The organism is Collinsella sp. CLA-JM-H32, from assembly GCF_040098165.1.
Classification (GTDB): domain Bacteria; phylum Actinomycetota; class Coriobacteriia; order Coriobacteriales; family Coriobacteriaceae; genus Collinsella.
The window spans coordinates 179,929-205,498 of sequence record NZ_JBBNMZ010000004.1 but is presented as its reverse complement, the minus strand read 5'-3'; the positions used below and the strand labels follow the sequence as shown (position 1 = coordinate 205,498).

The 25,570-nt window shown below is 61.2% G+C and carries 22 protein-coding genes; 3 read left to right on the top strand and 19 right to left on the bottom strand.

Annotated elements, in window-relative coordinates:
* Positions 1-239: 239 nt before the first annotated feature.
* Positions 240-3,041, bottom strand: coding sequence for an isoleucine--tRNA ligase (gene ileS / locus AAA021_RS04025; RefSeq protein WP_349088100.1), 2,802 nt, complete (start codon positions 3,039-3,041; stop codon positions 240-242).
* A 486-nt stretch (positions 3,042-3,527) separates the two neighbouring features.
* Here ileS and AAA021_RS04020 point away from each other — a divergent pair, with 486 nt between their 5' ends.
* Positions 3,528-4,616, top strand: a complete 1,089-nt coding sequence (locus tag AAA021_RS04020) for an iron-containing alcohol dehydrogenase family protein (protein WP_349088099.1) — start codon at positions 3,528-3,530, stop codon at positions 4,614-4,616.
* A 46-nt stretch (positions 4,617-4,662) separates the two neighbouring features.
* On the opposite strand, the gene AAA021_RS04015 is transcribed toward AAA021_RS04020, so the two are convergent.
* Complete coding sequence (locus AAA021_RS04015) at positions 4,663-5,118, bottom strand: DUF523 domain-containing protein (RefSeq protein WP_349088098.1); 456 nt, start codon at positions 5,116-5,118, stop codon at positions 4,663-4,665.
* Positions 5,119-5,194: 76 nt separating this feature from the next.
* Positions 5,195-7,087, bottom strand: a complete 1,893-nt coding sequence (gene ftsH / locus AAA021_RS04010) for an ATP-dependent zinc metalloprotease FtsH (RefSeq protein WP_171021520.1) — start codon at positions 7,085-7,087, stop codon at positions 5,195-5,197.
* Positions 7,088-7,209: 122 nt separating this feature from the next.
* On the opposite strand from ftsH, the gene AAA021_RS04005 reads away from it, so the two are divergent.
* Positions 7,210-7,665 carry a cob(I)yrinic acid a,c-diamide adenosyltransferase gene (locus AAA021_RS04005; protein WP_349088102.1) on the top strand — a complete coding sequence of 152 codons (456 nt, stop codon included), beginning with the start codon at positions 7,210-7,212 and terminating at the stop codon, positions 7,663-7,665.
* A gap of 84 nt (positions 7,666-7,749) precedes the next feature.
* Here the strand turns inward: AAA021_RS04005 and AAA021_RS04000 are convergent, their stop codons facing one another.
* From AAA021_RS04000 to thyA, 4 genes are all read right to left on the bottom strand, one after another.
* Positions 7,750-9,099, bottom strand: coding sequence for an MATE family efflux transporter (locus AAA021_RS04000; protein WP_349088097.1), 1,350 nt, complete (start codon positions 9,097-9,099; stop codon positions 7,750-7,752).
* A gap of 124 nt (positions 9,100-9,223) precedes the next feature.
* Positions 9,224-10,138 (bottom strand): RNA methyltransferase, encoded by a 915-nt coding sequence (locus AAA021_RS03995; RefSeq protein ID WP_349088096.1) that lies wholly within the window; start codon positions 10,136-10,138, stop codon positions 9,224-9,226.
* Between the two features lie 109 nt (positions 10,139-10,247).
* Positions 10,248-10,766, bottom strand: coding sequence for a dihydrofolate reductase (locus AAA021_RS03990; RefSeq protein WP_349088095.1), 519 nt, complete (start codon positions 10,764-10,766; stop codon positions 10,248-10,250).
* Positions 10,767-10,775: 9 nt separating this feature from the next.
* Complete coding sequence (thyA, locus tag AAA021_RS03985; RefSeq protein ID WP_055286410.1) at positions 10,776-11,624, bottom strand: thymidylate synthase; 849 nt, start codon at positions 11,622-11,624, stop codon at positions 10,776-10,778.
* A gap of 218 nt (positions 11,625-11,842) precedes the next feature.
* Here thyA and AAA021_RS03980 point away from each other — a divergent pair, with 218 nt between their 5' ends.
* Positions 11,843-12,607 (top strand): NifB/NifX family molybdenum-iron cluster-binding protein, encoded by a 765-nt coding sequence (locus AAA021_RS03980; RefSeq protein WP_055286408.1) that lies wholly within the window; start codon positions 11,843-11,845, stop codon positions 12,605-12,607.
* 115 nt (positions 12,608-12,722) lie between these two features.
* Here the strand turns inward: AAA021_RS03980 and ffh are convergent, their stop codons facing one another.
* The 12 genes from ffh to AAA021_RS03920 form a co-directional block, all read right to left on the bottom strand.
* The gene (gene ffh, locus AAA021_RS03975; protein WP_271807279.1) at positions 12,723-14,198 is read right to left on the bottom strand and encodes a signal recognition particle protein; all 1,476 of its coding nucleotides are present in this window, start codon (positions 14,196-14,198) and stop codon (positions 12,723-12,725) included.
* 10 nt (positions 14,199-14,208) lie between these two features.
* Entirely contained in the window at positions 14,209-15,126 is a 918-nt protein-coding gene (gene ftsY / locus AAA021_RS03970; protein WP_152068077.1) for a signal recognition particle-docking protein FtsY, read from the bottom strand.
* Complete coding sequence (smc, locus tag AAA021_RS03965; protein WP_349088093.1) at positions 15,126-18,662, bottom strand: chromosome segregation protein SMC; 3,537 nt, start codon at positions 18,660-18,662, stop codon at positions 15,126-15,128. The genes ftsY and smc overlap by 1 nt, the downstream gene beginning before the upstream one ends.
* 10 nt (positions 18,663-18,672) lie before the next feature.
* Positions 18,673-19,398, bottom strand: coding sequence for a ribonuclease III (gene rnc, locus AAA021_RS03960; RefSeq protein WP_195503185.1), 726 nt, complete (start codon positions 19,396-19,398; stop codon positions 18,673-18,675).
* Positions 19,399-19,401: 3 nt separating this feature from the next.
* Complete coding sequence (locus tag AAA021_RS03955; RefSeq protein WP_055286398.1) at positions 19,402-19,644, bottom strand: acyl carrier protein; 243 nt, start codon at positions 19,642-19,644, stop codon at positions 19,402-19,404.
* A gap of 124 nt (positions 19,645-19,768) precedes the next feature.
* On the bottom strand, positions 19,769-20,788 hold the full coding sequence (plsX, locus tag AAA021_RS03950; protein ID WP_349088091.1) for a phosphate acyltransferase PlsX: 1,020 nt from the start codon (positions 20,786-20,788) through the stop codon (positions 19,769-19,771).
* An 87-nt stretch (positions 20,789-20,875) separates the two neighbouring features.
* Positions 20,876-21,055, bottom strand: a complete 180-nt coding sequence (rpmF, locus tag AAA021_RS03945; RefSeq protein WP_022094017.1) for a 50S ribosomal protein L32 — start codon at positions 21,053-21,055, stop codon at positions 20,876-20,878.
* 64 nt (positions 21,056-21,119) lie between these two features.
* Positions 21,120-21,674, bottom strand: a complete 555-nt coding sequence (locus tag AAA021_RS03940) for a DUF177 domain-containing protein (protein WP_161145464.1) — start codon at positions 21,672-21,674, stop codon at positions 21,120-21,122.
* On the bottom strand, positions 21,674-22,171 hold the full coding sequence (locus AAA021_RS03935) for an ATPase (protein WP_040358176.1): 498 nt from the start codon (positions 22,169-22,171) through the stop codon (positions 21,674-21,676). The genes AAA021_RS03940 and AAA021_RS03935 overlap by 1 nt, the downstream gene beginning before the upstream one ends.
* A gap of 68 nt (positions 22,172-22,239) precedes the next feature.
* Complete coding sequence (gene coaD, locus AAA021_RS03930) at positions 22,240-22,737, bottom strand: pantetheine-phosphate adenylyltransferase (RefSeq protein WP_161145463.1); 498 nt, start codon at positions 22,735-22,737, stop codon at positions 22,240-22,242.
* On the bottom strand, positions 22,730-23,386 hold the full coding sequence (gene rsmD, locus AAA021_RS03925; RefSeq protein WP_349088090.1) for a 16S rRNA (guanine(966)-N(2))-methyltransferase RsmD: 657 nt from the start codon (positions 23,384-23,386) through the stop codon (positions 22,730-22,732). The genes coaD and rsmD overlap by 8 nt, the downstream gene beginning before the upstream one ends.
* Complete coding sequence (locus AAA021_RS03920; protein ID WP_349088088.1) at positions 23,383-25,560, bottom strand: ATP-dependent DNA helicase RecG; 2,178 nt, start codon at positions 25,558-25,560, stop codon at positions 23,383-23,385. Before AAA021_RS03920 ends, rsmD begins: the two co-directional genes overlap by 4 nt.
* Positions 25,561-25,570 lie beyond the last annotated feature (10 nt).

Below are 25,570 nucleotides of genomic sequence, written 5' to 3'. Positions count from 1 at the left end.
GGGCGGACCGGGACGGGTTCAACGGCAGGCCCCGCCGACCGATTGCAAGCGGTCGGCGGGGCCATTGTGGCTCTTGACAGCGGATTGGGTCATATGAGCGAAAGCCCGCCAGAGCGAGCAAGGTGCCCTGAAACGAGGCGGCATAGACCTTCTGGTCATGCCGCCGAAGTTGAAAGGCAGATTGCCGCTCTGGCGGGTTTGCAGTGTCAACCTGTTACGCGGTTTGAAAAACCGCGTAACTACAAGGCATTCGCGCAGCGCTTGCAGATATGCGCGTGGCCGTTGTACTCGCCGACGGTGGTGCGGTAGTTCCAGCAACGGTCGCAGCACTCGCCCTCGGCTGCCTCGATGGCAACGGAGAGCTCCTCGCCCTGGGTCAGCTCAACATCGGAGACGATGTAGAACTCGGCCAGGTCGACGGCCTTGTCGCCGGTCAGCAGCGCGTACATCTCGGCGGGAACGACCGCCTTGACGCGGACCTGCTGGCTCTTGGTGAAGGTGCCGGCAGAACGGGCATCCTCAAGGGCCTTGGTCACGGCGCTACGGAGCTCGAGAGAAGCCTCGAGCACGCCCTCAAACTCGTTGGCCTCATCGACCGTGATGGGCGACTTGTACCAATCGAGCAGCGCGGCGTACTTCTGGTGGTCGACGCAGCCGGCGGGCGCATAGGCCATGGCCTCGTCGACGGTGTAGGACAGAATCGGCTGCAGATCGCGCATGAGCATCGAGAAGAGCTCGGCCAGCACGGTCTGGGCACTGCGGCGCTCGAGCGAGCCGGGCTTGTCGCAGTACAGACGATCCTTCAGGGCATCGAGATACACGTTGGAAAGCTCGGTAACCACAAAGTCGTAGAGCGCACGGTAGGCGCGCGGGAACTCGTAGCTGGCGTAGGCGTCGTCGACCTCGGCCTGGACCTGGGTCAGACGAGCAACCATGAGCTTGTCGAGCGGCAGCAGGTCGGCAAAGGCGACGCCGTCGGTCTCGGGCTCAAACTGGCCCTCGAGCTCGGAGAGCAGGAAGCGCAGCGTGTTGCGGAAACGGCGATAGGCATCGGACGTACGAGCGAGAATCTCGTGGTCGATGGAGACGTCGGAGCTGGTGTCGACAGAGGCAACCCACAGACGGATGATGTCAGCGCCCATCTCGTCGCAGACCTTGTTGGGGTCGATGACGTTGCCGAGCGACTTGGACATCTTGCGGCCCTGGCCGTCGAGCGTGAAGCCCTGCGAGACGACAGCCTTGTACGGAGCGTGGCCGTTGGCACCCACCGAAGTGAGCAGCGAGCTCTGGAACCAGCCACGATGCTGGTCGGAGCCCTCAAGATACACGTCCGCCGGGTACTCCAGCTCGGGACGGTACTCGCAAACGGCCTTCCAAGACACGCCGGAGTCCCACCACACGTCGAGGATGTCCTTATCGGCCTTGAGGTGATGGCCGCCGCACTTGGGGCAGACGCAGGCATCGCCCAGGTAGCTCTCGGGAGCGTCAGTGAACCAGGCGTCGGAGCCCTTCTCGTGGAAGAGCTTGATGACGGCGTCGAGCGTGGCGTCGTTCATGACCTTCTCGCCGCAGTCGGCGCAAGTGTAGCTGGGGATAGGCACGCCCCAGTTGCGCTGGCGGCTGATGCACCAGTCGGGACGTTGCTCGACCATGGCGCCAATGCGGTTGGCGGCATGGGCCGGATACCACTTGACGTTCTCGCGGACCTCCTTGCCAGCCTGCTCACGCAGACCCGTCTTGTCCATCGAGACAAACCACTGGTCGGTGGCACGGAAGAGCACCGGGTGCTTGCAGCGCCAGCAGTGCGGATAGCTGTGCGTGATCTTCTTCTCGAGGACCAGGGTGCCGCGCTCGCGCAGGAACTCGATGATATGCGGGTTGGCCTCGTCGGTATCCATGCCGCTGAAGGGGCCGCCGGTACCAAACTCCTCGCCGGTGTAGAACTTGCCGTCGTCATCGACCGGCATGCAGATATCGGTGATGCCCTCCTTGAGGCAGGCAAAGTAGTCGTCGACGCCGTGGCCGGGCGAGTTGTGGACGATACCGGTACCGTCATCGACACCGACGTAATCGGCCAACAGCGCCACGCCCTCGACACCGTCAAAGATCGGCTGCTTGTAGTGGATGTGGTGGAAGGTCTCGGCGGGAACCACATAGGGCTTGCCGTCGACCATGACCGGGGTGTACTCCCAGCCAAACTCCTCACAGCACTTGGGAGCCAGGTCCTCGAGCATGACCTCGGCACGGCCATCGTGCTCAACGGCGACATAGGCGGCGCCGGGCTTGAGGGAAACGGCCTGGTCGGAGGGGATGGTCCACGGGGTGGTCGTCCAGATGATGAAGTCAACCGGGCCGTCGAAGTTCTCGAGGCCGGCGGGCTTGGAGGTCATCTCAAAGCGCACGAAGATGGAGGGGCTCGTCTCGTCGGAGTACTCAATCTCGGCCTCAGCGAGTGCGGTGTGGCAGTGCTTGCACCAATGGACGGGCTTGTGACCGCGATAGATCATACCCTTATCGAACATGGCCTTGAAGACCTCGATGTCGGCAGCGTCATGCTGGTGATAGAGCGTCAGGTAGGGGTTGTCCCAGTCGCCAAGCACGCCCAGGCGACGGAAGCCGGCCTTCTGCAGCTCGATGTTCTCGACAGCGAACTTGTTGCAAAGCTCACGGATCTTAGCCGTGGAGGTCTGGTTGAACTTCTCGGTGCCGAGCTTCTCCTTGACCTTATGCTCGATCGGCTGGCCATGGCAGTCCCAACCGGGAACATAGGGAACCTCATAGCCCTGCATCATCCAGTAACGGTTGATCATGTCCTTGGAGATCTTGTTCATGGCGTGGCCGATGTGGATCGGGCCGTTGGCGTACGGAGGGCCGTCGTGCAGCACGAACTTCTTGTGACCCTCGTTCTTCTTCAGAACCTGCTCGTAGACCTTGTTGTCCTGCCAGTCCTTGAGTCGCTTGGGCTCGGACTTGGAAAGACCGGCACGCATGGGAAAACCGGTCTTGGGCAGATTCATCGTCTGCTTGTACTCGTTTGCCACGGTACCCCTTTCATGTCGTGGGCGCGCACGCCCGTTGGGCACCAAAAAAGCGCCCGTCCCTACAAGCTGGGACGAAGCGCCACAAAACGGACTGTACGCCCGCAAAAGCTCTTCGTTTAACCACCCAGCTTAGATGCCCTCGCCCGCGTATTCGCGCGCTCGCATCCGTTACTCGGCTGGCCTGTATCGACGACCATCTCGGCGATATCTACTAAGACGAGCCTGTGCGACGCGTCCGTTGGGACCGCAGCTCCGGGGTGATTTTCATCGGTCGCATGCACGGGTTCTCAGCGCTCCCCGCTCTCTGTAACATGCGGACGGCCGACTACTCGTCCCCATCAACGCTTATGCGGAGTATGCTAGCACGTTCCGCGCCGGCGAAAAACCCTCAACACTGGTTTTATACGTTCGAAATTTCTCGCGGCTGTGGACCTTCTCTAGGAGCAAAATACCTGAAAGCACTTTATCGAAAGAAAGAAGGTTGCCATGCGCACGATTGGAATGAGTGATTATACCGTTGGCGAGGATTGCTTTACCGAGCTGCCCGCCGCACTGGCCGAGTACGGAGCGACCAAGGTCGCCATCATCGGCGGCAAGCGAGCCCTGGCTGCGGCGCTGCCGGGAATCGAGGCGGCACTTGAAGGTACCGATGTCGAGGTCCTGGAGACGCGCGTCTATGGCACCAACAGTACGCGTGCCAATATCGCCAAGGTCGTGAACTCCCCTGCCTGCCAGGAAGCCGACGTGCTCATCGCATGCGGCGGCGGCAAGGCGCTCGATACCGTCAAGACCGCAGCCATCGAGCTCAAGAAGATCGTCTTTACCGTACCGACGATTTGCTCCAACTGCTCGGCCGCGACCGCCATTGCCGTTGTCTACAATGACGATGGCTCGCTCGAGGGCTATTCGTACCCCAACCGACCGGCGCACATCTTCATCAACCCCAAGATCATCGCCGAGGCACCGGCAGAGTACTTCTGGGCCGGCGTGGGCGATGCCCTGTCTAAGCAGCCCGAGGTCGAGTACGCCACGAGCGCCGGTAATTTGGAGCACACCGCCGGTCTTGGCCTGGCACTCGCCCACACCTGCTCCGAGCCGCTGTTTACCTATGGCGTCCAGGGGCTTGAGGACGTGCGCCAGGACCTGTCGAGCGAAGCCGTCAAGCAGATCGCGCTCGACATCGTGGTCAACACGGGCTATGTCTCGAACCTGACCAACCAAAACGATTACTACTACAACTCGAGCGTGGCGCACGCGTTCTACAATGCGACGTGCAGCATTCCGCGCGAGGGAACCTATCTGCACGGCGAGGTCGTAAGCCTGGGCGTGCTCGTGCTGTTTGCCTATACTGGCGATACCGAGAACCTTGAGCGCTACGCCGCCTTTAACAAGCAGATGGGCCTACCCGTAACGCTTGAGCAGGTCGGGCTTTCCGAGGCCGACATCCCTGCCCTGTGCGAGTATGCCCACGCCACCAACGAGTGGAAGCAGGGTAACCCGGAGCCCTTCACCAACGAGAAGTTCGCCGCCGCCATCAAGGCAGCCAACGCCTACGGCCATTCTATCCTGGCCTAACCGACCAAAACCGCCACAAAGGGGACAATACCTTTGTGGCGGTTTTTTATTGCCGTAACATGCTCGAGTCGAACTCGCTAGCCGGGATAACGCGATAGCCGTGGCGCAGGAGCAGGTCAACGAAGACACCGTTACCTGTTGTGAGCGTGCCGCTGAAGGATCCGTCGTAGATATGGCCCACGCCGCACGACGGACTGCGATCCTGCAAAATGCACGCAACGATCTCGGACGGACCGCCCGCTTGCTCGCACATATCGAGCGCACGTTGAGCGCCCAGACGAAATTCGCGATCGACCGAGATACCCTCGCAGGTACGAACTTCTCCGTTCACAATCTCGGACGGCTTGCGCGGCGTGGGCAGGCCGCCAAAGACCTCAGGGCACACCAAGAGGACCTCGGTCCCCGTGCGCTCGCAAGCCTCGATCAGCTCTCGATGATAGTTGTCGAGCCCGTTATACTTGCAGCTCTCGCCCATTAAACAGGCGCTCACCACGATCTTCATATACAACACTCCCCACGCAAAACGCCCCATTTGAGATGGACACTCAAATGGGGCGATTGACACTGCGCAACTAGTATTACTGTTGCTTGGGCATCAGCGGATTCTCGCGCGTGAGGAGGTTCATGAACTCCTCGCCCGTGATGGTCTCCTTCTTATACAGATAACGAGCCAGCTCGTGGAGCTTAAACTTGTTCTCCTTCAGAATCTGCAAAGCGCGGTCGTGCGCATCCTCGATCAGCTTGGCGACAATCGCGTCCACGCGCTCGGCCGTACCGGGGGCGCAGGTGAGCGACGTGTCCTGATTGAGATACGCGTTCTGCACGGTACCGAGCGCCATCATGCCAAACTCGTCGGACATACCAAAGCGCGTCACCATATTACGGGCGAGCTTGGTGGCCTGCTCGATGTCGTTGGCGGCGCCGGTCGTCATCTCTCCAAAGATGAGCTCCTCGGCTGCGCGGCCACCGCAATAGACAGCGAGCTTGTCCAAGACCTCCTGGCGCGTCGTCAGGAAGCGCTCGTCCTCCTCGACCTGCATGGTATAACCAAGAGCACCGCTCGTGCGCGGCACGATGGTGATCTTCGTGACCGGCGCAGAGCCCTTCTGGCGGGCAGCGACGATGGCATGGCCGATCTCGTGATAAGAAACGACCTGCTTCTCGTGGTCGGACAGCACCGTGGACTTACGCTGTTGACCGGCAATGACGACCTCCACCGACTCCTCGAAGTCGTCCTGGGTTGCACGCTTGCGACCCTCGCGAACGGCGCGCAGGGCGCCCTCGTTGATGATATTGGCCAGGTCGGCGCCCGAGGCACCGGGCGTGGCGCGGGCAATCGCGGTCAGGTCGATCGGCGGCTCGGTCTTCACGCTCTTGGCATGCAGCTCGAGGATGTTCTTGCGGCCGGTCAGATCGGGCAGCTCAACGGGGATGCGGCGGTCAAAACGACCGGGGCGCAGTAGAGCGGGATCGAGACTGTCGGGACGGTTGGTTGCGGCAAGGACAACGATACCCTTGTGGTTATCGAAGCCATCCATCTCGGTCAGCAACTGATTGAGCGTCTGCTCGCGCTCGTCGTTGCCGCTAAAGCCGCCGCCATCGCGCTTCTTACCGATGGTATCGATCTCATCGATAAAGACGATACACGGGGCCTTTTCCTTGGCCTGCTTAAACAGGTCACGAACCTTTGCGGCGCCGCGACCAACAAACATCTCAACGAACTCAGAGCCCGAAATGCTAAAGAACGGAACACCGGCCTCGCCGGCAACAGCCTTGGCAAGCAGGGTCTTACCGGTACCCGGAGGGCCAACAAGGAGAGCACCGCGCGGCAGCTTGGCGCCGATCTCCTCGTAGCGCTGCGGCTTCTCCAGAAAGTCGACGACCTCCTTGAGAGACTCCTTGGCCTCTTCCTGGCCGGCGACGTCCTTAAAGGTCACGCCCACGTCCTTGGAGGCGATCACGCGCGCGCCGGACTTACCCAGTCCGCCGCCGCCAAAACCGCCGCCGCCAAAGTTCATCGACGGGCCGTCATCGCCCATAGCCTTCTTCATGCGGCGGTTGAGCCACCAACCGATGAGGAAGAAAATCGCCATGGGAAGAATGAGTGTGAGCAGGTAGTAGGTCATCAAACCCGAGTTCTTATCGGGAACGACCGACTCCAGCGAAGCGCCAGACTCAAGCACGCGATCGGTAAAGCCCGCATCGTTCGGCACACCGGTCGTCTTATAGGCGATGTTCTCGTCCTCGCCCTTCTTGGTGTAATAAATCGAGTAATCGTCCGTGTTGTACTCGACCTTGTCGACACTCTTCTTATCGAGCGCCTTGACAAACGTCGAGTAATCGGTCTTCGTAATCTGCTGCGTGTGACCGATGTTGGGGAACAGAACGGTCGAGAGCACGAGGTAGACGACGAAGGCGATGAGCACGTAGAGGATCATATTCCGTCTACGCTTGTTGTCATCCATCTCCATCTGCTTGAACTCCATCTACTGGGGTTGATAATGCTTTCTAGAATACCCAACCCGGACGGCGATAAACCGACGCCGGGCACGAAAGGACAGAGATGGCATCACTGTAAGTCGGCAAGGTTCAAATCTATACAGGCGACGGCAAGGGCAAGACGACGGCTGCGCTGGGGCTCGCGCTGCGCGCGACGGGCTACGGACTCGACGTTCTTAGGCTGCAGTTTGCCAAGAAACTTCACTGCGCCGAGCATGATGCGGCGCCCCGTTTGGGTCTGCGCATCGTACAAGCCGACCGCGACACGCCCGAGGCCTGCGCGGCGCAGATCATGGAGCTCGCATGCGAGCAGATATCACAGGTCGATGTTCTGATTTTGGACGAACTCGGCGAGGCCATGCGCCGAGGTTTCGTGACGCGCAAGGATGTGGAGGGGCTGATCGCACTGAAGCCTACCACCACAGAGCTCGTGCTCACCGGCCGCGGGCTGCTGCCGTTGGCCGACCTCGCGGACTTAGTCACCGAAATGCGCCCCGTCAAACACTACTTCGACGAAGGCCTCTTAGCCCGCCAAGGCATCGAATACTAATTGATCCGAAGGGGACGGAGGAAAACGGATCATCGACATCGCGACGGAGAGCAATGATCCATTTTCCTCCGCCCCAAGGGATCATTAGGCGGTGGCGCGGCCGAGCCAGTTGCCGCTGTGGTGGTAGATGGTGAACATCGTGGCGGTGATGAGCCAGGTTACGGGGTAGACCAGCAGCAGGTGCTCAAGCGACGGATCGAACGGCATAATCGCAAACACCCAGATCACCCTGAGCACGACGGTGCCAAAAATCGTGAGCAGCATCGGCTGCAAGCTCACGCCGGCACCGCGGATGGAACCCGAGGCATTCTCGATAATCGAGAAAATCGCATAGAACGGCGCGATGAAATGAAGAATCGTCGTGGTGTACGCCGAAATCGAAGCATCGTCGACAAACAAACGCGACAGAGGACCCGAGAACACCAGGAGCACGGCAGACAGGCCGCCAATGAGCATAAAGGACAGCACGAGCGACGTATGGTAACCCTTGCGCATGCGCTCGTAGTTGCGCGCGCCAAAGTTCTGTGCCGAGAACGTGGTGATCGACACACCAAGCGCCTCGGTAACCATCCAGACAATGCCATCCAGGCGGCCCGAAAGACCCCACGCCGTGGTGACATCGGCACCAAACGAGTTGACCGACACCTGAATCAAAACGTTGGAAATCGAATACGCAGCAGACTGAAAGCCAAGCGGCAGACCGCATGAGATCATGCTCTTACAAATGCCCGGATCGATGCCGAGCTTAGACAGCGAAAGACGCCATGCACCCGGAGCGTGCATCATACGAATCACAATCATCGTGGCGTTGGAGCAAATGGTCAGCGCCACCGCGATGCCGCAGCCCAGAGCCTCCATATGAAGCACGGCAACGAAGATGACATCCAGCACCGCATTAACAAGGCAGCCGGAAGCGATGATCACAGCAGGCCCGCGCGTGTCGCCCACGGCGCGCAGCAATGCCGTTCCCATATTGAGCAGCAGTGCCGCAACCATCGCGGCAAAATAACAGCGAGCATAGGCCACGCCCTCGGCCAATAGTTCATGCGGCGTGTTCATAAGCACCAGCATGGGCTCAACGAACACTATGCCAAGAATCGAGAAAACGATACCGCCCACCAGCGCGAGCGTCATGGCTGTATGGACCGAACGACCCAGTCGCTCATCATCGTGCTGGCCAAAATACTGACCGGTAATGACCGCGCAGCCGGCGCCGACGCCAACGCAAAAGCCAATGCAGAGCTCGGTGAGCACCATCGTGGCTTGAATGCCACCCAGCGCGAGCTTGCCGCCAAACTGGCCAACGATATACGTACCGATAAGCGTGTAGGCCTGCTGAAAAAACGAACTAAAAAAGATGGGAACGCACAGCGACAGCAGCTGTTGCCAAATGACACCCTGCGTTACATCGATAGCCGTAGATTTCTTAGCCACACGCCCTCCCCGCCAGCGTACGTCAAACAACATAACGGCAATTTAAGACCAAAGCCAATACTAGCTTAGCACCGACTGGCGGCGACCGAAACACCCCGAATTAGAGCACGGTGCGGAAAACTGCCTAGTGATACAAACCTGGCTGGTAGTGATACTCATTACTCACGTGCGGGCACAGCTGCCAAAAGGCGACGGCGCTCGCCGCGGCCACGTTGAGCGAATCGACCCCGTGCGCCATCGGAATACGCACGGCTCGGTCGCAGCCCGCAATGGTCTTGGCGCCCAAGCCAGCACCCTCGGTGCCCATAAAGATTGCCAGGCGATCAATCTCCTGCAGCGCGGGATCGTCCAACGATACGGAATCGTCCGTCAACGCCATGGCGGCACACGAAAAGCCGGCATCGTGCAGCGCCGCCAGCCCATCATGCGGCCATACGCGCGCCTCGCTGCCAATGCGCGTCCAAGGCACCTGGAAAACCGTGCCCATGCTCACGCGGGCCGAGCGACGATACAGCGGATCGCAGCACGTAGGGCTTACCAGAATTCCGTCGACATTGAGCGCGGCACCCGAGCGGAAAATCGCGCCGACATTGGTGTGATCGACAATACCCTCAAGCACGCACACGCGCACCGGACGATCCCCCGCCGCCTCGACGACGCCGCCCAAGAACTCATCAACCGGAATCTGACGCGGGCGACGGAACGCCGCCAGCGCGCCGCGCGTCACGTTAAAGCCCGTCAACTGCTCCATGAGCTCCATGGAGGCCACGAACACGGGAACCGGACCCGCTCCCTCGCGCACGACAAGCTGGTCAAACAGCGGCATCATCTGGTCGAGCCAGCGCTCGCCCAGAAGAAAGCTCACCGGCTCATATCCGGCGCGCACGGCACGCTCGATGACCTTGGCGCTCTCCGCAATATAGATGCCCTTTTGCGGCTCCAGCACGCAGCGAAGCTCACGCTCGGTCAGTCGCACGTAGGCATCGAGCCGCTCGTCCTCGAGCGAATCAATTCGCAGAACCTCAACGGCATCAGTCATAGCAGCCAGCCCACACCCTTCTTTACAGCACATCTATACCAAACGAGGCGACGCTAAGCGCCGCCCCATGCATTCAATCAACCCGATGATACCGTTCACGCCAGACGATTTACGCCTCAACGCGATGATACGTCACGAACTCATAATCGACGCCCTCGTCACCCTCACCGGCGGCAATCGTCGCGACCCCGCTACGCTGCGCAATCTCCCACGCGGGATCGGCGTCCAAGTCGGGAAAGTACGTGTCCACGGGATGGACGCAGTGGTTATGAGTGACCTCGGCCTCCACGCAGTACGGCAAAAACTGCCGATAGACATCGCCGCCACCGATCACCCAGGCAACGAGCTCATCGGCAACCGCAGAGAGCGCTTCGTCAACGCTATGCACCACGTCGACGCCCTCGGGGGCAAAGCTCTCGTCGCGGGTAAGCACGATATTGCGGCGGTTCTTAAGCGGACACCCGCCGGGAAAACTCAGCAGGGTCTTGCGCCCCATAATGACCGGGCACCCCTTGGTACACGCCACAAAATGGCGCATATCGGCGCGATTGAAGACGACCATGTCGCCCTCGCAACCAATGCCCCAGTCATCGCACACGGCGACAATGGCAGAAAGCTTACACGTCATGCGCGTCACCTACACCGCAATGGGAATGTTCTTAACCTGCGGACCGTGCTCGTAGCCCTCCACGATCAGGTCGTCGGTCGTAAACGCGTAGAAATCATGCACATCGGGGTTAAGCGTTACCTTGGGAGCCGCAAACTGCGGACGCTCGATAAGCTCGCGGACGATATCGACATGACGGTCGTAAATGTGGGCATCGGCAATCACATGCAGCAGCTCACCGGGAATCATATCGACCGACTGCGCGACCATCATCAGCAAAATGGCGTACTGGCACACATTCCAGTTGTTCGCGGCCAAAATGTCCTGACTGCGCTGGTTGAGAATCATGTTGAGCGTGGGCTTATCGTCCTGCGGGCGCTGCGTGACGTTATACGTCACGCTGTACGCGCACGGATACAGGTGCATCTCGGAAAGGTCGCTAAACACGTACGTGTTGGTCATGATGCGGCGGCTGTACGGCGTATGCTTAAGGTCGTACAGCACGCGGTCCATCTGGTCAAAGTCGCCCTCGGCATAATGGCTTTTCTGGCCAATTTGGTACCCGTAGGCCTTGCCGATGGAACCGGTCTCGTCGGCCCACTCATCCCAGATATGGCTGTTGAGGTCATGGACGTTATTTGACTTCTTTTGATAGATCCACAGGATCTCGTCCATCGCAGACTTAAGCGCCGTGCGACGCAGGGTGAGCGCGGGGAACTCCTCGCGTAGGTCGTAACGCGCCGTAACGCCAAAATTTTTAATGGTATAGGCAGGGGTGCCATCCTCCCACACCGGTCGGACCTTTTGACCCTCGGTGGTGGTGCCATGGTCCAGAATATCGCGGCACATGGATACAAACTGTTGATCAGCCTTACTCATTGACCCTCCTGTCGGTAGCCTATAGGCTATTTTTAATTCTATCCCAGGTGCGCGAGTGTCGGATTGGACACTTAGTTCGGCACATGCAATGCACGGCAGCGCGGCTCCGCAATCGCACACACAACTCCTCTGCATTTTCTGACATATGTCAATAATGCCTTGCGCTGCTCCACGCATGCGTTATCCTATTGTTGACATATGTCAGATAAGGAGCGTGTATGGCGGGAAGACGCGAAAAACTGCGCCGCGTCGGGATCATCCCCGAATATCGCGGCTTTACCCCCGATGGCCTTGCCAGCGGAGACGCTATCGATATGACGGTCGATGAGCTCGAAGTACTGCGCCTGTGCGATCTGGAGGGCCTCAATCAGGAGGCCGTCGCCCTGCACATGGGCATCGCCCGCGCCACGGTGGCTGCAATCAGCAGTCGCGCGCATCGCAAGGTGGCAAACGCGCTGGTCAATGGACGGGCGATCGTCATCGAAGGCGGCAACATCGCGTACTCCCCCATCACCACGACGACGGCCGCATGGCCAGCAAAGGAGGTCGGCACCATGAGGGTGGCAACAACGTACGACAACGGCAACATCTTTATGCACTTTGGCCGCAGCGAGCAGTTCAAGATCTACGACATCCAGGATGGCAAGGTGCTCAACGAGCAGGTCGTAGGCACCGGTGGCACCGGCCACGGCGCCTTGGCGGGCCTGCTTGCCAACGGTGGCGTTGACACGCTCATTTGCGGCGGTATCGGCGGCGGCGCTATCAACGCGCTTGCCCAAGCCGGCATCACGGTCTATGCGGGCGCCCAGGGCAGCTGCGATGCCTGCGTCGAGGCCCTCATTGCCGGCACGCTCGCACAGAACGGCGAGGCCACCTGCGACTGTCATGGTCATGACCACGAGCACACCCATGAGCATGGCGAGTCCTGCGGCTGCCATGGCCATCACGAGCACGTGGGCCACGAGGGCTGCGGCTGCCACTAGCGGCAAGCACCTCGTCGAGAACACGCTTCCACGCGTGCGACACCAGCGAACAAACGGCGAAGGCCGCCTGGAATACCATCCAGGCGGCCTTCGCCATACACGACTCAACTAGTCGTTACTTCTTGTTGCGCATCTGCGCTTCCATCTGGCGCAGCAGGTCCATATCGGACTTGGGGCCGCCCGTTCCCAGGCCGCCCATGCCGCCCAGCCCCATAGCATCCAGACCGGGAATATTGGGCATGCGCATCTTTTTGCCCTTCTTACCCTTCTTGCCCTTCTTGCCGCCGGCCTGCGCCTGATTGGCCATCGTGCGCATGCGGCCCATCATCTTGTTCATCTCGCCCCACTGCTTCATAAGGCTATTGACCTCGGTGGGAGTCACACCGGCGCCCTTGGCAATGCGGGCACGGCGCTGACCGTTGATGATGGAGGGACGCAGGCGCTCCTCCTTGGTCATCGACATGATGATGGCCTCGTTCTTGTCGAAGATGCCCTCGTCCAGGTTACCGCCCATCTGATTGAGCGCACGCTGGCCACCGGGGAGCATGCCCAGAATACCCTTCATGCCGCCCATCTTCTTGACGGCTTTCATCTGGTCGAGCATGTCGTTCATGGTAAAGCCCTCGCGCAGCATACGCTCGGCGGCCTCAAGCTGCTCGGCGTCGGCCGCCTCCTGGGCCTTCTCGATGATGCCGACAACATCACCCATGCCCAAGATTCGCTTGGCCATACGGTCGGGATAGAACGGCTCCAGCGAATCGGGCTTCTCGCCCATGCTCACGAACTTGATGGGCTTGCCGGTCACCTGGCGCACGGAAAGCGCGCCGCCGCCACGGGCATCGCCGTCGAGCTTGGAAATGATCACGCCGTCAAAGTCGGTGCGATCAGCGAAGGTCGAGACGACGTTGACGATATCCTGGCCGGTCATGGCATCGACGACCATCAGCACCTGATCGGGCTTGACGGCCTTCTTGATGTCCACGGCCTCCTGCATCATCTGCTCGTCTATCTGCAGACGACCGGCTGTATCGACGATGACCACATCGCGCAGGTGGTCGACGGCCTCCTGGATGGCGCCTTTGGCGATGTCGACCGGGTGCTCGCCGTCACCGCGGAAGACCGGCACGCCAATCTCGCCGCCAAGCGTGGCCAGCTGGTCGGCAGCTGCGGGACGGTAGACGTCGCACGCGGCGAGCAGCGGCGAGCGGCCCTGCTTCTTGAGCAGGTAGGCCAGCTTTACGGCCGCCGTAGTCTTACCGGAGCCCTGCAGGCCCACGAGCATGATCACATTGGGAATGCGGTTGCTAAAGACGAGCTTGCTCTCGGTGGAGCCGAGCATCTCGGTAAGCTCGTCGAGCACGATCTTGACGACGTTTTGTGCCGGCGACAGCGACTCCATGACCTCGGCGGTCATGCAGCGCTCCTTGGTCTTGGCGACAAACTCCTTGACGACCTTGAAGTTGACGTCGGCCTCGAGCAGCGCCATGCGAATGTCGCGCATAGCCGAGGTGATATCGGCCTCGGTCAGTTTACCTTTGCCGCGCAGGCGGTCAAATGTGTCGTTGAGGCGATCGCTCAGAGAATCAAACACTAGTCACTCCTTAATTGGACTCGCCCACCAGGGCGCGGCAGAAATCTTTGGCATTGAACTCCTGCAGGTCATCGACCTGCTCGCCCACGCCGATGCGCAGGATTGGGAGCTTGAGCTTCTCGGCCACGGCCATGGCGATGCCACCCTTAGCCGTGCCGTCCAGCTTTGTCATGATAATACCGTCCAGACCCAACGCCTCGTTAAACTCAAGCGCCTGGTTCAGACCGTTTTGGCCCGTTGCGGCATCGATCACGAGCACGACATAGACGGGCATGGGGCCGGCGGCCATATTGGCGGCGCGCTTACGCGTCACGTTGACCACCTTGGCAAGCTCGCGCATGAGCTCGGGGCTCGTGTGCAGACGGCCGGCGGTGTCGATGAGCACCAGGTCGCTGCCGCGCTTGTCGGCCTCATCGAGCACGTCGTAGCAAACGCTCGCCGGATCGGAGCCGCGGTCGCGCTTGATGACGGGAACGCCGGCGCGCTGGCCCCACACATCGAGCTGTTCGATGGCGGCGGCGCGGAAGGTATCGGCCGAGCCGATCACGACGTTCTTGCCGCGGGCAGCCATAGCGCTCGCGATCTTGCCGACCGTCGTGGTCTTGCCGGCACCGTTAATGCCCACAAACAGCACGCAGCTCGGCGTATCGGAGAACGGATCGCGCTCGATGGGCACAAAGTGCTGCTCAAGCTGCTCGGCCAGGGCGCGACGGAGTTGCGGGGCGGTCTTGAGGTTCTTCTTAGCCGCGGCATCACGCAGGTCATCGGAGACCTTTATGGCGACCTCGGCGCCCATGTCACCCATGACGAGGGTGTCCTCAAGGTCCTCCCAAAAATCCTCGTCGACCTCGCCGCCAAAGTAGAAGACCTCGTTGAGGGCCTCGCGGCTACGCTCAAGTCCGCGCGAGAGTGCGTCAAAGAATCCCATTATGCATTCACGACCTTTCCGGTTTCGCGATCGAGTTTTTGCGAGACGACGCGACTGACGCCGTCGGCTTGCATCGAGACGCCATAGAGGACGTCAGCGTCCTCCATAGTACGGCGCTGATGCGAAATGACCAAGAGCTGCGTGTCGGAACGCAGCACATCGAGGGCACCGATGAGCTTGGACAGGTTGGCGTCATCAAGTGCCGCCTCGACCTCGTCCAGCACATAGAACGGCACCGTACGCGTGCGATACACGGCAAAGAGCAGGGCGAGCGCCGTCAGACTCTTCTCGCCGCCCGACATGAGCATCATCTTGGTGATGCGCTTGCCGCGCGGTTGCGCCACGACCTCGATACCCGTCTCGGCAGGATGCTCGGGATCGGTCATCTCCAGATGAGCCTGACCGCCCGGGAAGAGCATAGCGAAGATCTCGCGGAAGTTCGCGTCGACCTTCTCAAACGTCACCAGGAAGGCCTTCCGCATCTTGCGATCAATGGCCACCGTGATCTTGGTGAGCGCCTTGCGCGCGCTCTCCAGATCGGCCAGCTGCTCCTCGATGTAATCGGCGCGGCGCTTGAGCTGCTCGTACTCCTCCATGGCAACTTGGTTAACGGGACCAAGGTTGTTGATCTGGCGCACAAGCTGGTTGAGTTCGCGCTCAGCGGCATCGCGGTCCGTGGGCGCCGGAAGCATGAGCGCTTCCTCGAGTACCGTGGTGCCATCGGCGGTAATGGCCTTAATGGCGGCCTCTACCTGCACCTCGAGCTTGCCATGCGCGACCTTGAACTCGTTTTGCGTGGCGGAGGCGGTATCGACTCGCTCCTTAGCGCGGGCAACCTCTGCCTTGGCATCCTCGATGGTCTTCTTGAGCGAAGCGGAGTCCGCCTCCTCCAGAGAGGCCTGGTCACGCAGGCGCGCTGCCCAATCCGACGCGCGCTCCAGCAGGGCCGAATAACGCTCGTGCATGGGATCAACGCGCAGGCGCAGCAGCTCGAGCGAGCGCGAGGCCTGGCGTGTTCCGCGGATACGACGGTCGATGCCCTCAAGACGATGCTCAAGGTCGGGCACGCGGCCCTTCAGCGAACGCAGGCGTTCGCTCGTCTGGGCTAGGCGAACCTTGGCGTCGGCGAGCTTGCCGGCAGCCTCGGAATCGTCACGGCGAACGCGGTCGAGTTCGTCGTTGGCCTCGGAAATCTGCAAGCCCAGATCGCTTGCCTGCGCGCGGACCTCGTCACGCGAACGGGTGAGCTCGTCAACGCGCGGGCGCGCAGCGCGAACGGCTTCGGAGGCCTGCTCGCGGCGCTTGGAGATGCGCACGCGCTCGACCTCGGCATTGTTGGCGCTTTGCTCCAAGCGGCCGATCTCGGAAAGCAGCGAGCGGCGCTCGCCCTCAAGACGGGCGATCTCACCGGCGGCATCGCCCTCGGCGGCACGGGCCTCCTCGACGGCAGCGTTGGCCTCAACGACCTGATCCGACACATGCTCAAACACAGCGGCCAAATCGGGCTCAAGCCCCTCCAGCTCGCGAATGCGACGCTTACGCTCCAGAGCACCCGACGCCTCGCCGGCATCGAGGCCCACACGCACCAGGCCGCCGCAGGCGACGCGGGCGCCATCGGGGGTCACGTAAGTCACGCCGTCAACGACCGGCGCCGAAAGCGCGGCAGAAAGATCGTCCACTACGTAATAGCCGCCGAGCAGCGCCTCGACGACGGGTCCGTAGCCTGCGCGCACGGACAGACGATCAACCAGGCGGGTACCGGCAGCGCCCTCAGCGGCGGTAGAGCCGCTCACGCCGCGCGCCACCAGCAATGCCTCGCCCGAGGCCTTCTTTTGGTCCAGAGCCGCACGACCGGCACGCTCAAGCGTGGCGGCGTCATCAAACAGCAGCGCATCGATATCGCCGGCGAGCAATTGCTCAACCAGGCCCTCAAGCTCGCGCGGGGCCTCCAGCACGTCGCCCAGACGACCCAAGACATCGTCGCCCAGCGCACCCACCAGACGGCTCACGAGCGGCGAGCTGTCGGCCATGCGGGCATCGAGTTTCTTTTGGCTGGCAAGCTCCGAGCGCACCTCGGACAGCTTGTTGCGCGCCTCACTCTCACGATTACGCAAGTCCTTCAGGGCTGCACGGGCGACCTCGGTGGCCTCACGCGCATCGGCCTGGGCCTGGCGCGCTTCCTCAAGAGCGCCTTCAAGCTCCTCGGCGCGGTCACGACGGCTCTCGAGCGAGGCCATGACCTCCTCGAGCTGCTCGTCAATCTGCTCCAGGCGCGAGGCATACATGTTGTCCTCGACCTCGGCATTGCTCAGCGAGTCCTTCACCTTGGCGAGCTCGAGCGCGGCGTTATCGGCTACGCGCTGAACATCGCGATGCTCACGCGTAAGCTGCGAAATCTGATTGTCGAGCGCCACGCGCCGCTCGTGGAGCTCAGCGGCGGCAGGACCAGCGGCGTCAACGTCCTCCTGGGCCTGCATATGCGCACCGGTCACTTCCTCAAGCTGCGCACGCGCGTCCTCAAGCTCCTCGACCACGCGACGACGCTGATGCTCGGAGCTCGAAATCTGCCCGCGCATATCAGACAGGCGCGACACCATGTTGTGACCCTTTTCCTCGAGCAGGCGCATGTCGGAGTTAATGCGGCCGACCACATCTTGCATATGGCGGCGCTGCTCGCCCAGGTCGCCCACAAACAAGCCTTTTTCCTCGAGCATAACCTGGAGCTTCTCGAGCTCGCGCTCCTTTTCGCCCATGCGGTACTGCGCAAGCTCCAGCTCGGCGGCACCTTCCTTGGAGCGGCTCTCCAGATCGTTCCACTGCGACTGCAGCGAACGCAGCTCGTCGACGGCCAGCATCTGCGTAAGCTCGTTCGCGCGAGAGGACAGCTCTTTGTACTTGCGTGCGCGATCGACCTGACGCTCCAGCGGTCGCAGCTGACGGGCGATTTCCTTATTGATGTCGCGGGCACGCGTCAGGTGCTCGTCCATCGACTTAATCTTTTTGAGCGCGCGCTCCTTGCGGCGCTTGTGCTTGGAGATGCCGGCGGCCTCCTCGATGAGGGCGCGACGCTCCTCGGGGCGGCTCTGCAAAATGGCGTCGAGCTTGCCCTGGCTGATGATGGAATGCGTATCCTTGCCCAGGCCCGAATCGTGCAGGATGTCCTGAATGTCCATCAGGCGGCACGGACTCGAGTTGATAAGGTACTCGCTTTCGCCCGAGCGATACATACGACGGGTGATGGCAACCTCGTCAAAATCGACGGGCAGCATATGGTCCGAGTTATCGAGCACCAGCGTGACCTCGGCGACACCCACCGGCTTGCGAGCCGACGAGCCCGAGAAGATGACATCCTCCATGGCCTGGCCGCGCAGCTGCTTGGCGCTCTGCTCGCCCAGAACCCACAGGATGGAGTCAGAGATGTTCGATTTTCCCGAGCCGTTGGGACCGACGATGACGGTCAGGCCCGGCTCAAACGTCATATGGGCGCGGTCGGCAAACGACTTGAACCCTTTGAGCGTGAGGGACTTGAGATACACGGTTCCTCGCTTACACGTGCTTCTTGTTCAGAATCACGCCGTTGGTGGTGTAACCCATGCGGTCGAGCGCTTCGAGCGCGGCGGCTCCCTCGGCTTCCTTCTTTGAGGAGCCGGAGCCGCGACCCTGACGAATACCATCGATCAACACCACGGCGGTAAAGGTGGGCGCATGCGCCGGGCCCTCGGAGCCAACGAGCTTATACGCTGGGGGCTCGTGACCGTCGGCCTGCACGCACTCCTGCAAAAACGACTTGGGGTTCGCAGGATGCTCGGCACGCTCGGAAGCCAAATGCGGCTTAAGCGTACGGTGAATGAACTCCGCCGCCGCATCCCAGCCGGCATCCAGGTACAGCGCACCCACGAGCGACTCATAGACGTTCTCGAGGGCCGAATGCAGGCCGCGCGCACCAGTACCGGTCTCAGAGGCACCAAAGATGATGATGTCGTCGATGCCCAGCTCGTGAGAAACCTCGGACAGCGTAGCGCCCGAGACAAGCGACACCTTCAGGCGCGTGAGCTTGCCCTCGTCAAACTCCGGATAGGACTCAAACAGGGAGCGTGCGACCACAGCGCCCAAAATGGAATCGCCCAAGAACTCAAGGCGCTCATAGCTGGCAGAAACCGGCTGTCCCTCGACTGCCGAGGGATGCGTAAGGGCCGCGCGCAGCAGCACCTTATTGTTGAACTCGTGGCCCAGGATTTCCTGGGCGCGCGTAAGTCGGTCGGATAAAGCCAAGACTTAGGCCTCCTTGGCAGCTTCGATAGCGTCGACGGCGTCGGCGACAGAGTTGAGCGAGAGCAGGGTCTCGTCATCGATCTCGAGGTTGAACTCGTCCTCGATAGCCGTAACCAGCTGCAGGCGCTCGAGCGAGTTGGCATCGAGGTCGTCAAAGGTGGTCTCCTCGCTAATTTCAGCAACATCGACGCCCAGAACGTCAGCAGCGACCTCGGCGATCTTGTCGAAGATTTCGGAGCGGTCCATAGCGCTTCCTCTCATAGTGCATGAATACCAAAAGAATGGTACCGCCCGGGCGGTACCAAGACACGGTTCTGATTCTACCCCACGGCGTGCACCGCGAAGCACATAACAGCGCTCTAACTCGCTCTTATAAAACGATACCATCCATAGAGTTGGCGACATTCTCGACCAGCCCGGCGCGCACGGCTTCGGCCGCCGCGAGCGTACCGTTTTTGACAGCCTCGACTGAGGTGGCACCATGGCCGATCAGGACCACGCCGCGCAGGCCCAGAAGAATCGCGCCGCCCTTGGCGTCGCCAGAGAGCTTGGCCTTAATCTCGCGCATCTGCTTTTTAATGAGCAGCGCGGCGATCTTGGTGCCGAGCGAGGCCATAAAGGCGCCCTTGAGCTCCTGCAGCAAAAACTTGGCAGCGCCCTCGGTGGCCTTGAGCGCAATATTGCCCGACATGCCATCGGCAACGATGACATCGAAGTTACCTGAGGTGAGGTCGGTGCCCTCGCAGTTACCAACAAAGCCGGGAACGGCGGCCTTCATAGCAGGGAAACAGGCCTTGGTAAAGTTGGAGCCCTTCTCGTCCTCGGTGCCGTTGGCGAGCATGCCCACGCGAGGATGCTCGATGCCCAGGACGACGCGGGCATAGGCGCTGCCCATCTGGGCAAAACGCACCATATCGTCAACCTCGACATCGGGGTTGGCACCCATGTCGCACAGCACCGTCAGACCGCCGGCGCGATTGGGCAGTGCATTGGTCAGACAGGGGCGCACCGGCTGCTTCTTGCCTTCGGCCTGATACCTAAACGGCGTCACGTAGGCGGTGGCAGCGGCGGTCATGGCACCGGTCGAGCCGGCGGAGAAGAACGCATCCGCGTTGCCCTTCTTAATGGCGCGGCAAGAAAGCACGATCGACGACTTACGCTTGGTCATCACGGCGCGAATGGGATCGTCATCCATGGCGATAACGTCAGGTGCCTCAAGGGCCTCAACACGTGCATGGGAAGCTGCAAAGGGATTGACGATTTCGGCGGGGCCAGCTGCCAAGACCTCGATATCGGGATCGGCGGCAAGCGCAGCCTCGATACCATCGAGAACAACCTGAGGTTTCTCGTCTCCGCCCACAACGTCTACACAAACGCGAACGTTACTCATATACATGCTCCTTATACAAAAATGGCCGACTCACTGAGCCGGCCATTGTGGTTCCATTTGGAACGGCATCGCATCCAGAGTATACCGTTACTCGGTAACGATAACCTCGCGGTCCTTGTAGAAACCGCAGCTGGGGCACACGTGGTGCGGAAGCTTGACAGCGCCGCAACGGGGGCACGTGGACTGAGCCGCAGCCGAGATCTTCATGTTGGCGGAACGACGGGTGTGAGTGCGGATACGACCCTGCTTTTGTTTAGGTACGGGCATAGTGACCTTCCTTATGAACTATCCAGTGTGGCGATTACGCGCAAGTAGCGATACTACCACAGTTTTACTCATCGAGCTTGAGATTCTTCAATGCTGCAAATGGATTTTCCGTGGCAGCGGCCCATTCTGCCTCTGCCTGGGCGGCGCAATCGCATTGCTCGACGTTGAGATTGCAACCGCAGGTGGGGCACAGACCACGGCAATCGGGCTTGCAGAGCACCACAAACGGCGTGTCCATAACGACCGCGTCATTGATGGGCTCACCCAGATCGACGATGCGGTCCTCACCCAGGAGCTCGTAGCCGTCCTCGTAGGCCTCGGGATCCTCGGGCTCCTCAAAGAGGTAGAACTCCTCGATCTCTCCGGCGATATCAAACGAGGCGGGCTCCAGGCAACGGTCGCACTCACCGGTGGCGTGCGCGCGGACCATGCCCGTGAGCAAGACACCGGTACCGGCATTGGTAAAGACAACGTCGTAGTCGATGCCGTCCTGTAGCTGGTACTCCTTCTCGCCCACCGTGTAGGTGGCGACATCGACCTTACCGGTCAGCGGAAACGAATCTCCAGGAAACTCGAGCTGCTCGGAAAGATCGACGGTAACGCTCGGGAACTCAGCCATTACCACTGACCATTCTGCTGGGCGGCACCCTCGTTGAGCTGCTGACGGCAACGGGTAACGGTGCCGGTCAGGCTCTTGAGGTTCTCCTCCAGGTGCGTAAAGACCTGCTCTGCGTAGTCCTCGGCAGCATAACGCGTCTCGCGCTCGTACTGCTGGGCACGATCGCGGATGTCGTCGGCCTGCTGCTGCGCAAGGCGGACAATCTCCTGCTCACCGGCAATGGTGAGGGCCTGCTGCTGAGCATCGGCGATGATGGAATCGGCCTGAGCGGCGGCGGAAGCCATAAGCTCCTCGCGCTCTTTGAGGATACGGCGGGACTTCTGCCATTCCTCGGGATAGCTCATGCGGATCTCATCGAGGATGTTGAAGAACACGTCGGCGTCGATGACCTTGAACTGAGCGTTCTTGCCGAAAGGCGGCTTGGCTTCCTCGATCAGCCCTTCGAGCTCATCGACCAAGCTGACGATCCTATCGCCAGGAAAATTCTCGCCCGGCATCCGGTCTCCTTTCATAGGTAACATATCATCGTGCTAGTTTACCACATGCCACCAGGCAATAAAAAACGTCACGAAAAGCGATGTCTGAGCGCTTCGACCACGTTGGGCGGCACAAACGTCGATACATCGCTGCCGAGCGAGGCGATCTGGCGAACGACCGAGCTCGAGATGTAACCGTACTGCGGAGCACTCATGACAAAGATGGACTCCAGCTCGCTATCCAAGCGATAATTGAGGTCGGCCTGCTGCAGCTCATACTCAAAGTCGGTCATGGCGCGCAGGCCCTTGACCACGGCCCCCGCCCCCTGCTCACGAGCGAAGTCGACCAAGAGGCCGGTAAAGGGCAGGACTTCGACGCCGTCGATATCACCGAGCGCCTCGCGGGCCAGCGCCACGCGCTCATCGAGCATAAACGTGGTGCCCACACCGTTTTTACCCTGCGACTCTGCAACAGCGACGATCACACTGGGAAAGATGCGGCGGGCGCGACGGATGACGTCGATATGGCCAAACGTGATGGGATCGAAGGTACCCGGGACGATCACGCGGTTGATGGTGTCACTCATGGGCGTCCTCCTGAAACGTCGTGGCATCGTTGTTATCAGCATCGGCGACGGCGCTAACGCCCTCACCGTCGTCATCGCCGACCCAACGAAGCAGGTCGACCGAGGTAATGCCGTAGCGCTTCTCACGTACAGTCTCAAAGCCTGCCGGATGCGCGCCCGCATCGGCGGCGGCATGCTCAAACAGGGCATAAGCGCCAGGTGCAAGCAGACCCTGCTGGGCCAGATTCTGCAGCAGTTCCTCGACCGGCTCGGCACCAAAAGCATAGGGCGGGTCGAGCAGGACCAGATCAAAGGGGCCGCCCGGTACACGACCGCGCGAGGCACTCGCCAGCATGTCGCCCGTGACCACGCGCCAACGCGCACGGTCACGGCAGAGCGACTCGATATTCTTGGTAATGAGCCGCGCGGCGTTGCGATCGATCTCAAACGTCGTGAGCGAGCGGGCCCCACGAGAGAGCATCTCTAACCCTAAGGCGCCGGAGCCGCCAAAGGCGTCCAGCACACGAACCTCTTCCAAATCGAAATCGAATGCCGACATGACCATAGATGCGCATGCCTCGCGCACGCGATCGGTCGTGGGGCGGGTGACATCGCGACCACGGGGCTCCTCGATCTTACGACCGCGCCATTCGCCGCCGATGATTCTCATCCTCCGCTGACCTCCTTAAAAATGTGTCGATATCGCATGGCGACCGCATCGCGCAGGGGGCGCGTCGCCACGGAGTCAAGGGTGCAAGCATACCGCAAGAGCTCGACCGCGTCCAAATGGGCCCACTCAATCAGCTCCTCGTCGGCATCCAGGTCGACAAAGCGCAGGGTCACACCGCCATGCTGGCGGTACCCCAGGATTTCGCCCTCGTGGCGCAGACGCAAGTCCATCTGGGCGAGCGTAAAGCCATCCGAGGTTTTTTCGAGCGATTGCAGGCGATCTTGCGCTGCCGAAGCGCCGCCGTTGCCCTTGGAGTGCGTCATGACCAGGCACGTGCCCGACACGCTGCCGCGGCCCACGCGACCGCGTAGCTGATGCAGCGCCGCCAAGCCAAACCGCTCACCGTTCTCGATGACCATGACGGTGGCGTTGGGCACGTCGACGCCCACCTCGACCACCGTAGTCGAGACGAGCACGTCAATCTCGCCACGCTTGAAGGCGTCGATCACGCGATCCTTCTCCCCCGCTGGCATACGGCCGTGAAGGCGCTCGATGGCAAGACCCGGCAACGCCAGACGCAGGCGATCGAGCTCGGTCGCCGTATCGTGCAGCGGCACGGGGACCGTCACGCGGCCCTCGTCGTCGCGGGCAATACCGGGCACGTCCTCCAGCTCATCGGCCGAATCGCTCGGCTCCACGAGTGGGCAAATCACGTAGGCCTGCTGACCCTTTTCGTGCGCCTCGCGAATGGCGCCATAGGCGAGGTCACGGCTCGACTCGGTGAGCACGCGTGTCGACACGCCAGCGCCAGGGACGGGCCGATAGCGGATGATGCTCGTATCCAGATCGCCGTAGACCGAAAGCGCCAGCGTACGCGGGATGGGCGTCGCCGTCATAACGAGCAAATCGGCACCCGGGCCCTTGGCGCGCAGGGCGTTACGTTGGCCGACGCCAAACCGGTGCTGCTCATCGATGACCACGAGCGACAGATGCTTGAACGCAACGTTATCCGAAAGGACCGCGTGGGTGCCAAAGAGCACGTCAAGCTCGCCCGATTCCAGCTGCACATGGATGCGCTCGCGCTCTGCGGCCGGCGTGGCACCCGTCAGAAGCGCCCAGGACATGCCAGCCTGCGAGAGCAGAGGGCCGGTCTTATCGGCATATTGGCGCGCCAGCACGCCCGTGGGCGCCATAACGCAGGCCTGCGTGCCACTATCGGCAGCCACAGCCAGCGCGCAGGCGGCAACGGCGGTCTTACCGGTACCGACATCGCCCAGCAGCAGGCGGTTCATCACGCGCCCGCTATCGCACATATCGCGCAGGACATCTTGGAACGCGGCCTCCTGCTCGTCGCTCAGCGAAAACGGCAAGGCTTGCTTAAGCGCGGCCAGGTGCTCGCCCGCGGTGTGGGCATAGGGAACCACATCGACCAGGCTGCCGTCGTTGCGCAGGCGCAGCGCCAGCTGCAGGTAGAGGCACTCCTCGTAGGCCAAGCGACGACGCGCGATGTCGCGCTCTGCCATACTCGATGGAAAATGGATTGAGCGCAGCGCGCGGGCATTGCTCATCAGGCGACGCTTAACGCGCAGCGGTGCCGGAATGGGATCAAAGGGATTGCCGACGACCTCGAGCGCGCCGCTCACGATACGGCGCATCCACGCCTGGCTCACGCCATCACTCACGTAATGGACCGGCAGGATAGTTCCCGCGGCACGTCCCTCCTCGAGCTTTTCGAAATGCGGAGAGGCCATCTGCTTAAAGCCGTAGGCAAACTCGACCTTGCCCATCACGGCCAGGCGGTCGCCCTGTTTTAGCTGCTGGGCAATCCAGGGCTGGCGGAAAAAGGCGACCTGAAGCACACCCGTCTCGTCAACGAGTGAGACTTCGGTAACCTGCATGCGCGGACGCGGCTGCTTTTGGACGATGCGGTCGACCGTGGCGACAATCGTGCAAACGGTGCCGATGGGCGCCATCTCGATGGACCACGAGCGGGTAAAGTCGAGGTATCGATGAGGGATATGGAGAAGGAGGTCCCCCACCGTCCGAATTCCCAGACGGCGAAGGGCCTCCTCACGTTTACCCGAAACATATTTGAGTCGCGCGATATCCTCGTCGAGCGCATTGCTCTGGGCAAAGCGCTCCGAGACGCGCGGCACGGAGCACAGCTCGGACATGGGCAGTTGC

Coding starts and splice junctions, on each gene's coding strand:
- AAA021_RS04020 (WP_349088099.1), top strand. CDS start 3,528: ATGCGCACGATTGGAATGAGTGATTATACCGTTGGCGAGGATTGCTTT.
- AAA021_RS04015 (WP_349088098.1), bottom strand. CDS start 5,118: ATGAAGATCGTGGTGAGCGCCTGTTTAATGGGCGAGAGCTGCAAGTAT.
- ftsH (WP_171021520.1), bottom strand. CDS start 7,087: ATGGAGATGGATGACAACAAGCGTAGACGGAATATGATCCTCTACGTG.
- AAA021_RS03995 (WP_349088096.1), bottom strand. CDS start 10,138: ATGACTGATGCCGTTGAGGTTCTGCGAATTGATTCGCTCGAGGACGAG.
- AAA021_RS03990 (WP_349088095.1), bottom strand. CDS start 10,766: ATGACGTGTAAGCTTTCTGCCATTGTCGCCGTGTGCGATGACTGGGGC.
- thyA (WP_055286410.1), bottom strand. CDS start 11,624: ATGAGTAAGGCTGATCAACAGTTTGTATCCATGTGCCGCGATATTCTG.
- AAA021_RS03980 (WP_055286408.1), top strand. CDS start 11,843: ATGGCGGGAAGACGCGAAAAACTGCGCCGCGTCGGGATCATCCCCGAA.
- ftsY (WP_152068077.1), bottom strand. CDS start 15,126: ATGGGATTCTTTGACGCACTCTCGCGCGGACTTGAGCGTAGCCGCGAG.
- AAA021_RS03955 (WP_055286398.1), bottom strand. CDS start 19,644: ATGGACCGCTCCGAAATCTTCGACAAGATCGCCGAGGTCGCTGCTGAC.
- plsX (WP_349088091.1), bottom strand. CDS start 20,788: ATGAGTAACGTTCGCGTTTGTGTAGACGTTGTGGGCGGAGACGAGAAA.
- rpmF (WP_022094017.1), bottom strand. CDS start 21,055: ATGCCCGTACCTAAACAAAAGCAGGGTCGTATCCGCACTCACACCCGT.
- AAA021_RS03940 (WP_161145464.1), bottom strand. CDS start 21,674: ATGGCTGAGTTCCCGAGCGTTACCGTCGATCTTTCCGAGCAGCTCGAG.
- AAA021_RS03935 (WP_040358176.1), bottom strand. CDS start 22,171: ATGCCGGGCGAGAATTTTCCTGGCGATAGGATCGTCAGCTTGGTCGAT.
- coaD (WP_161145463.1), bottom strand. CDS start 22,737: ATGAGTGACACCATCAACCGCGTGATCGTCCCGGGTACCTTCGATCCC.
- rsmD (WP_349088090.1), bottom strand. CDS start 23,386: ATGAGAATCATCGGCGGCGAATGGCGCGGTCGTAAGATCGAGGAGCCC.
- AAA021_RS03920 (WP_349088088.1), bottom strand. CDS start 25,560: ATGTCCGAGCTGTGCTCCGTGCCGCGCGTCTCGGAGCGCTTTGCCCAG.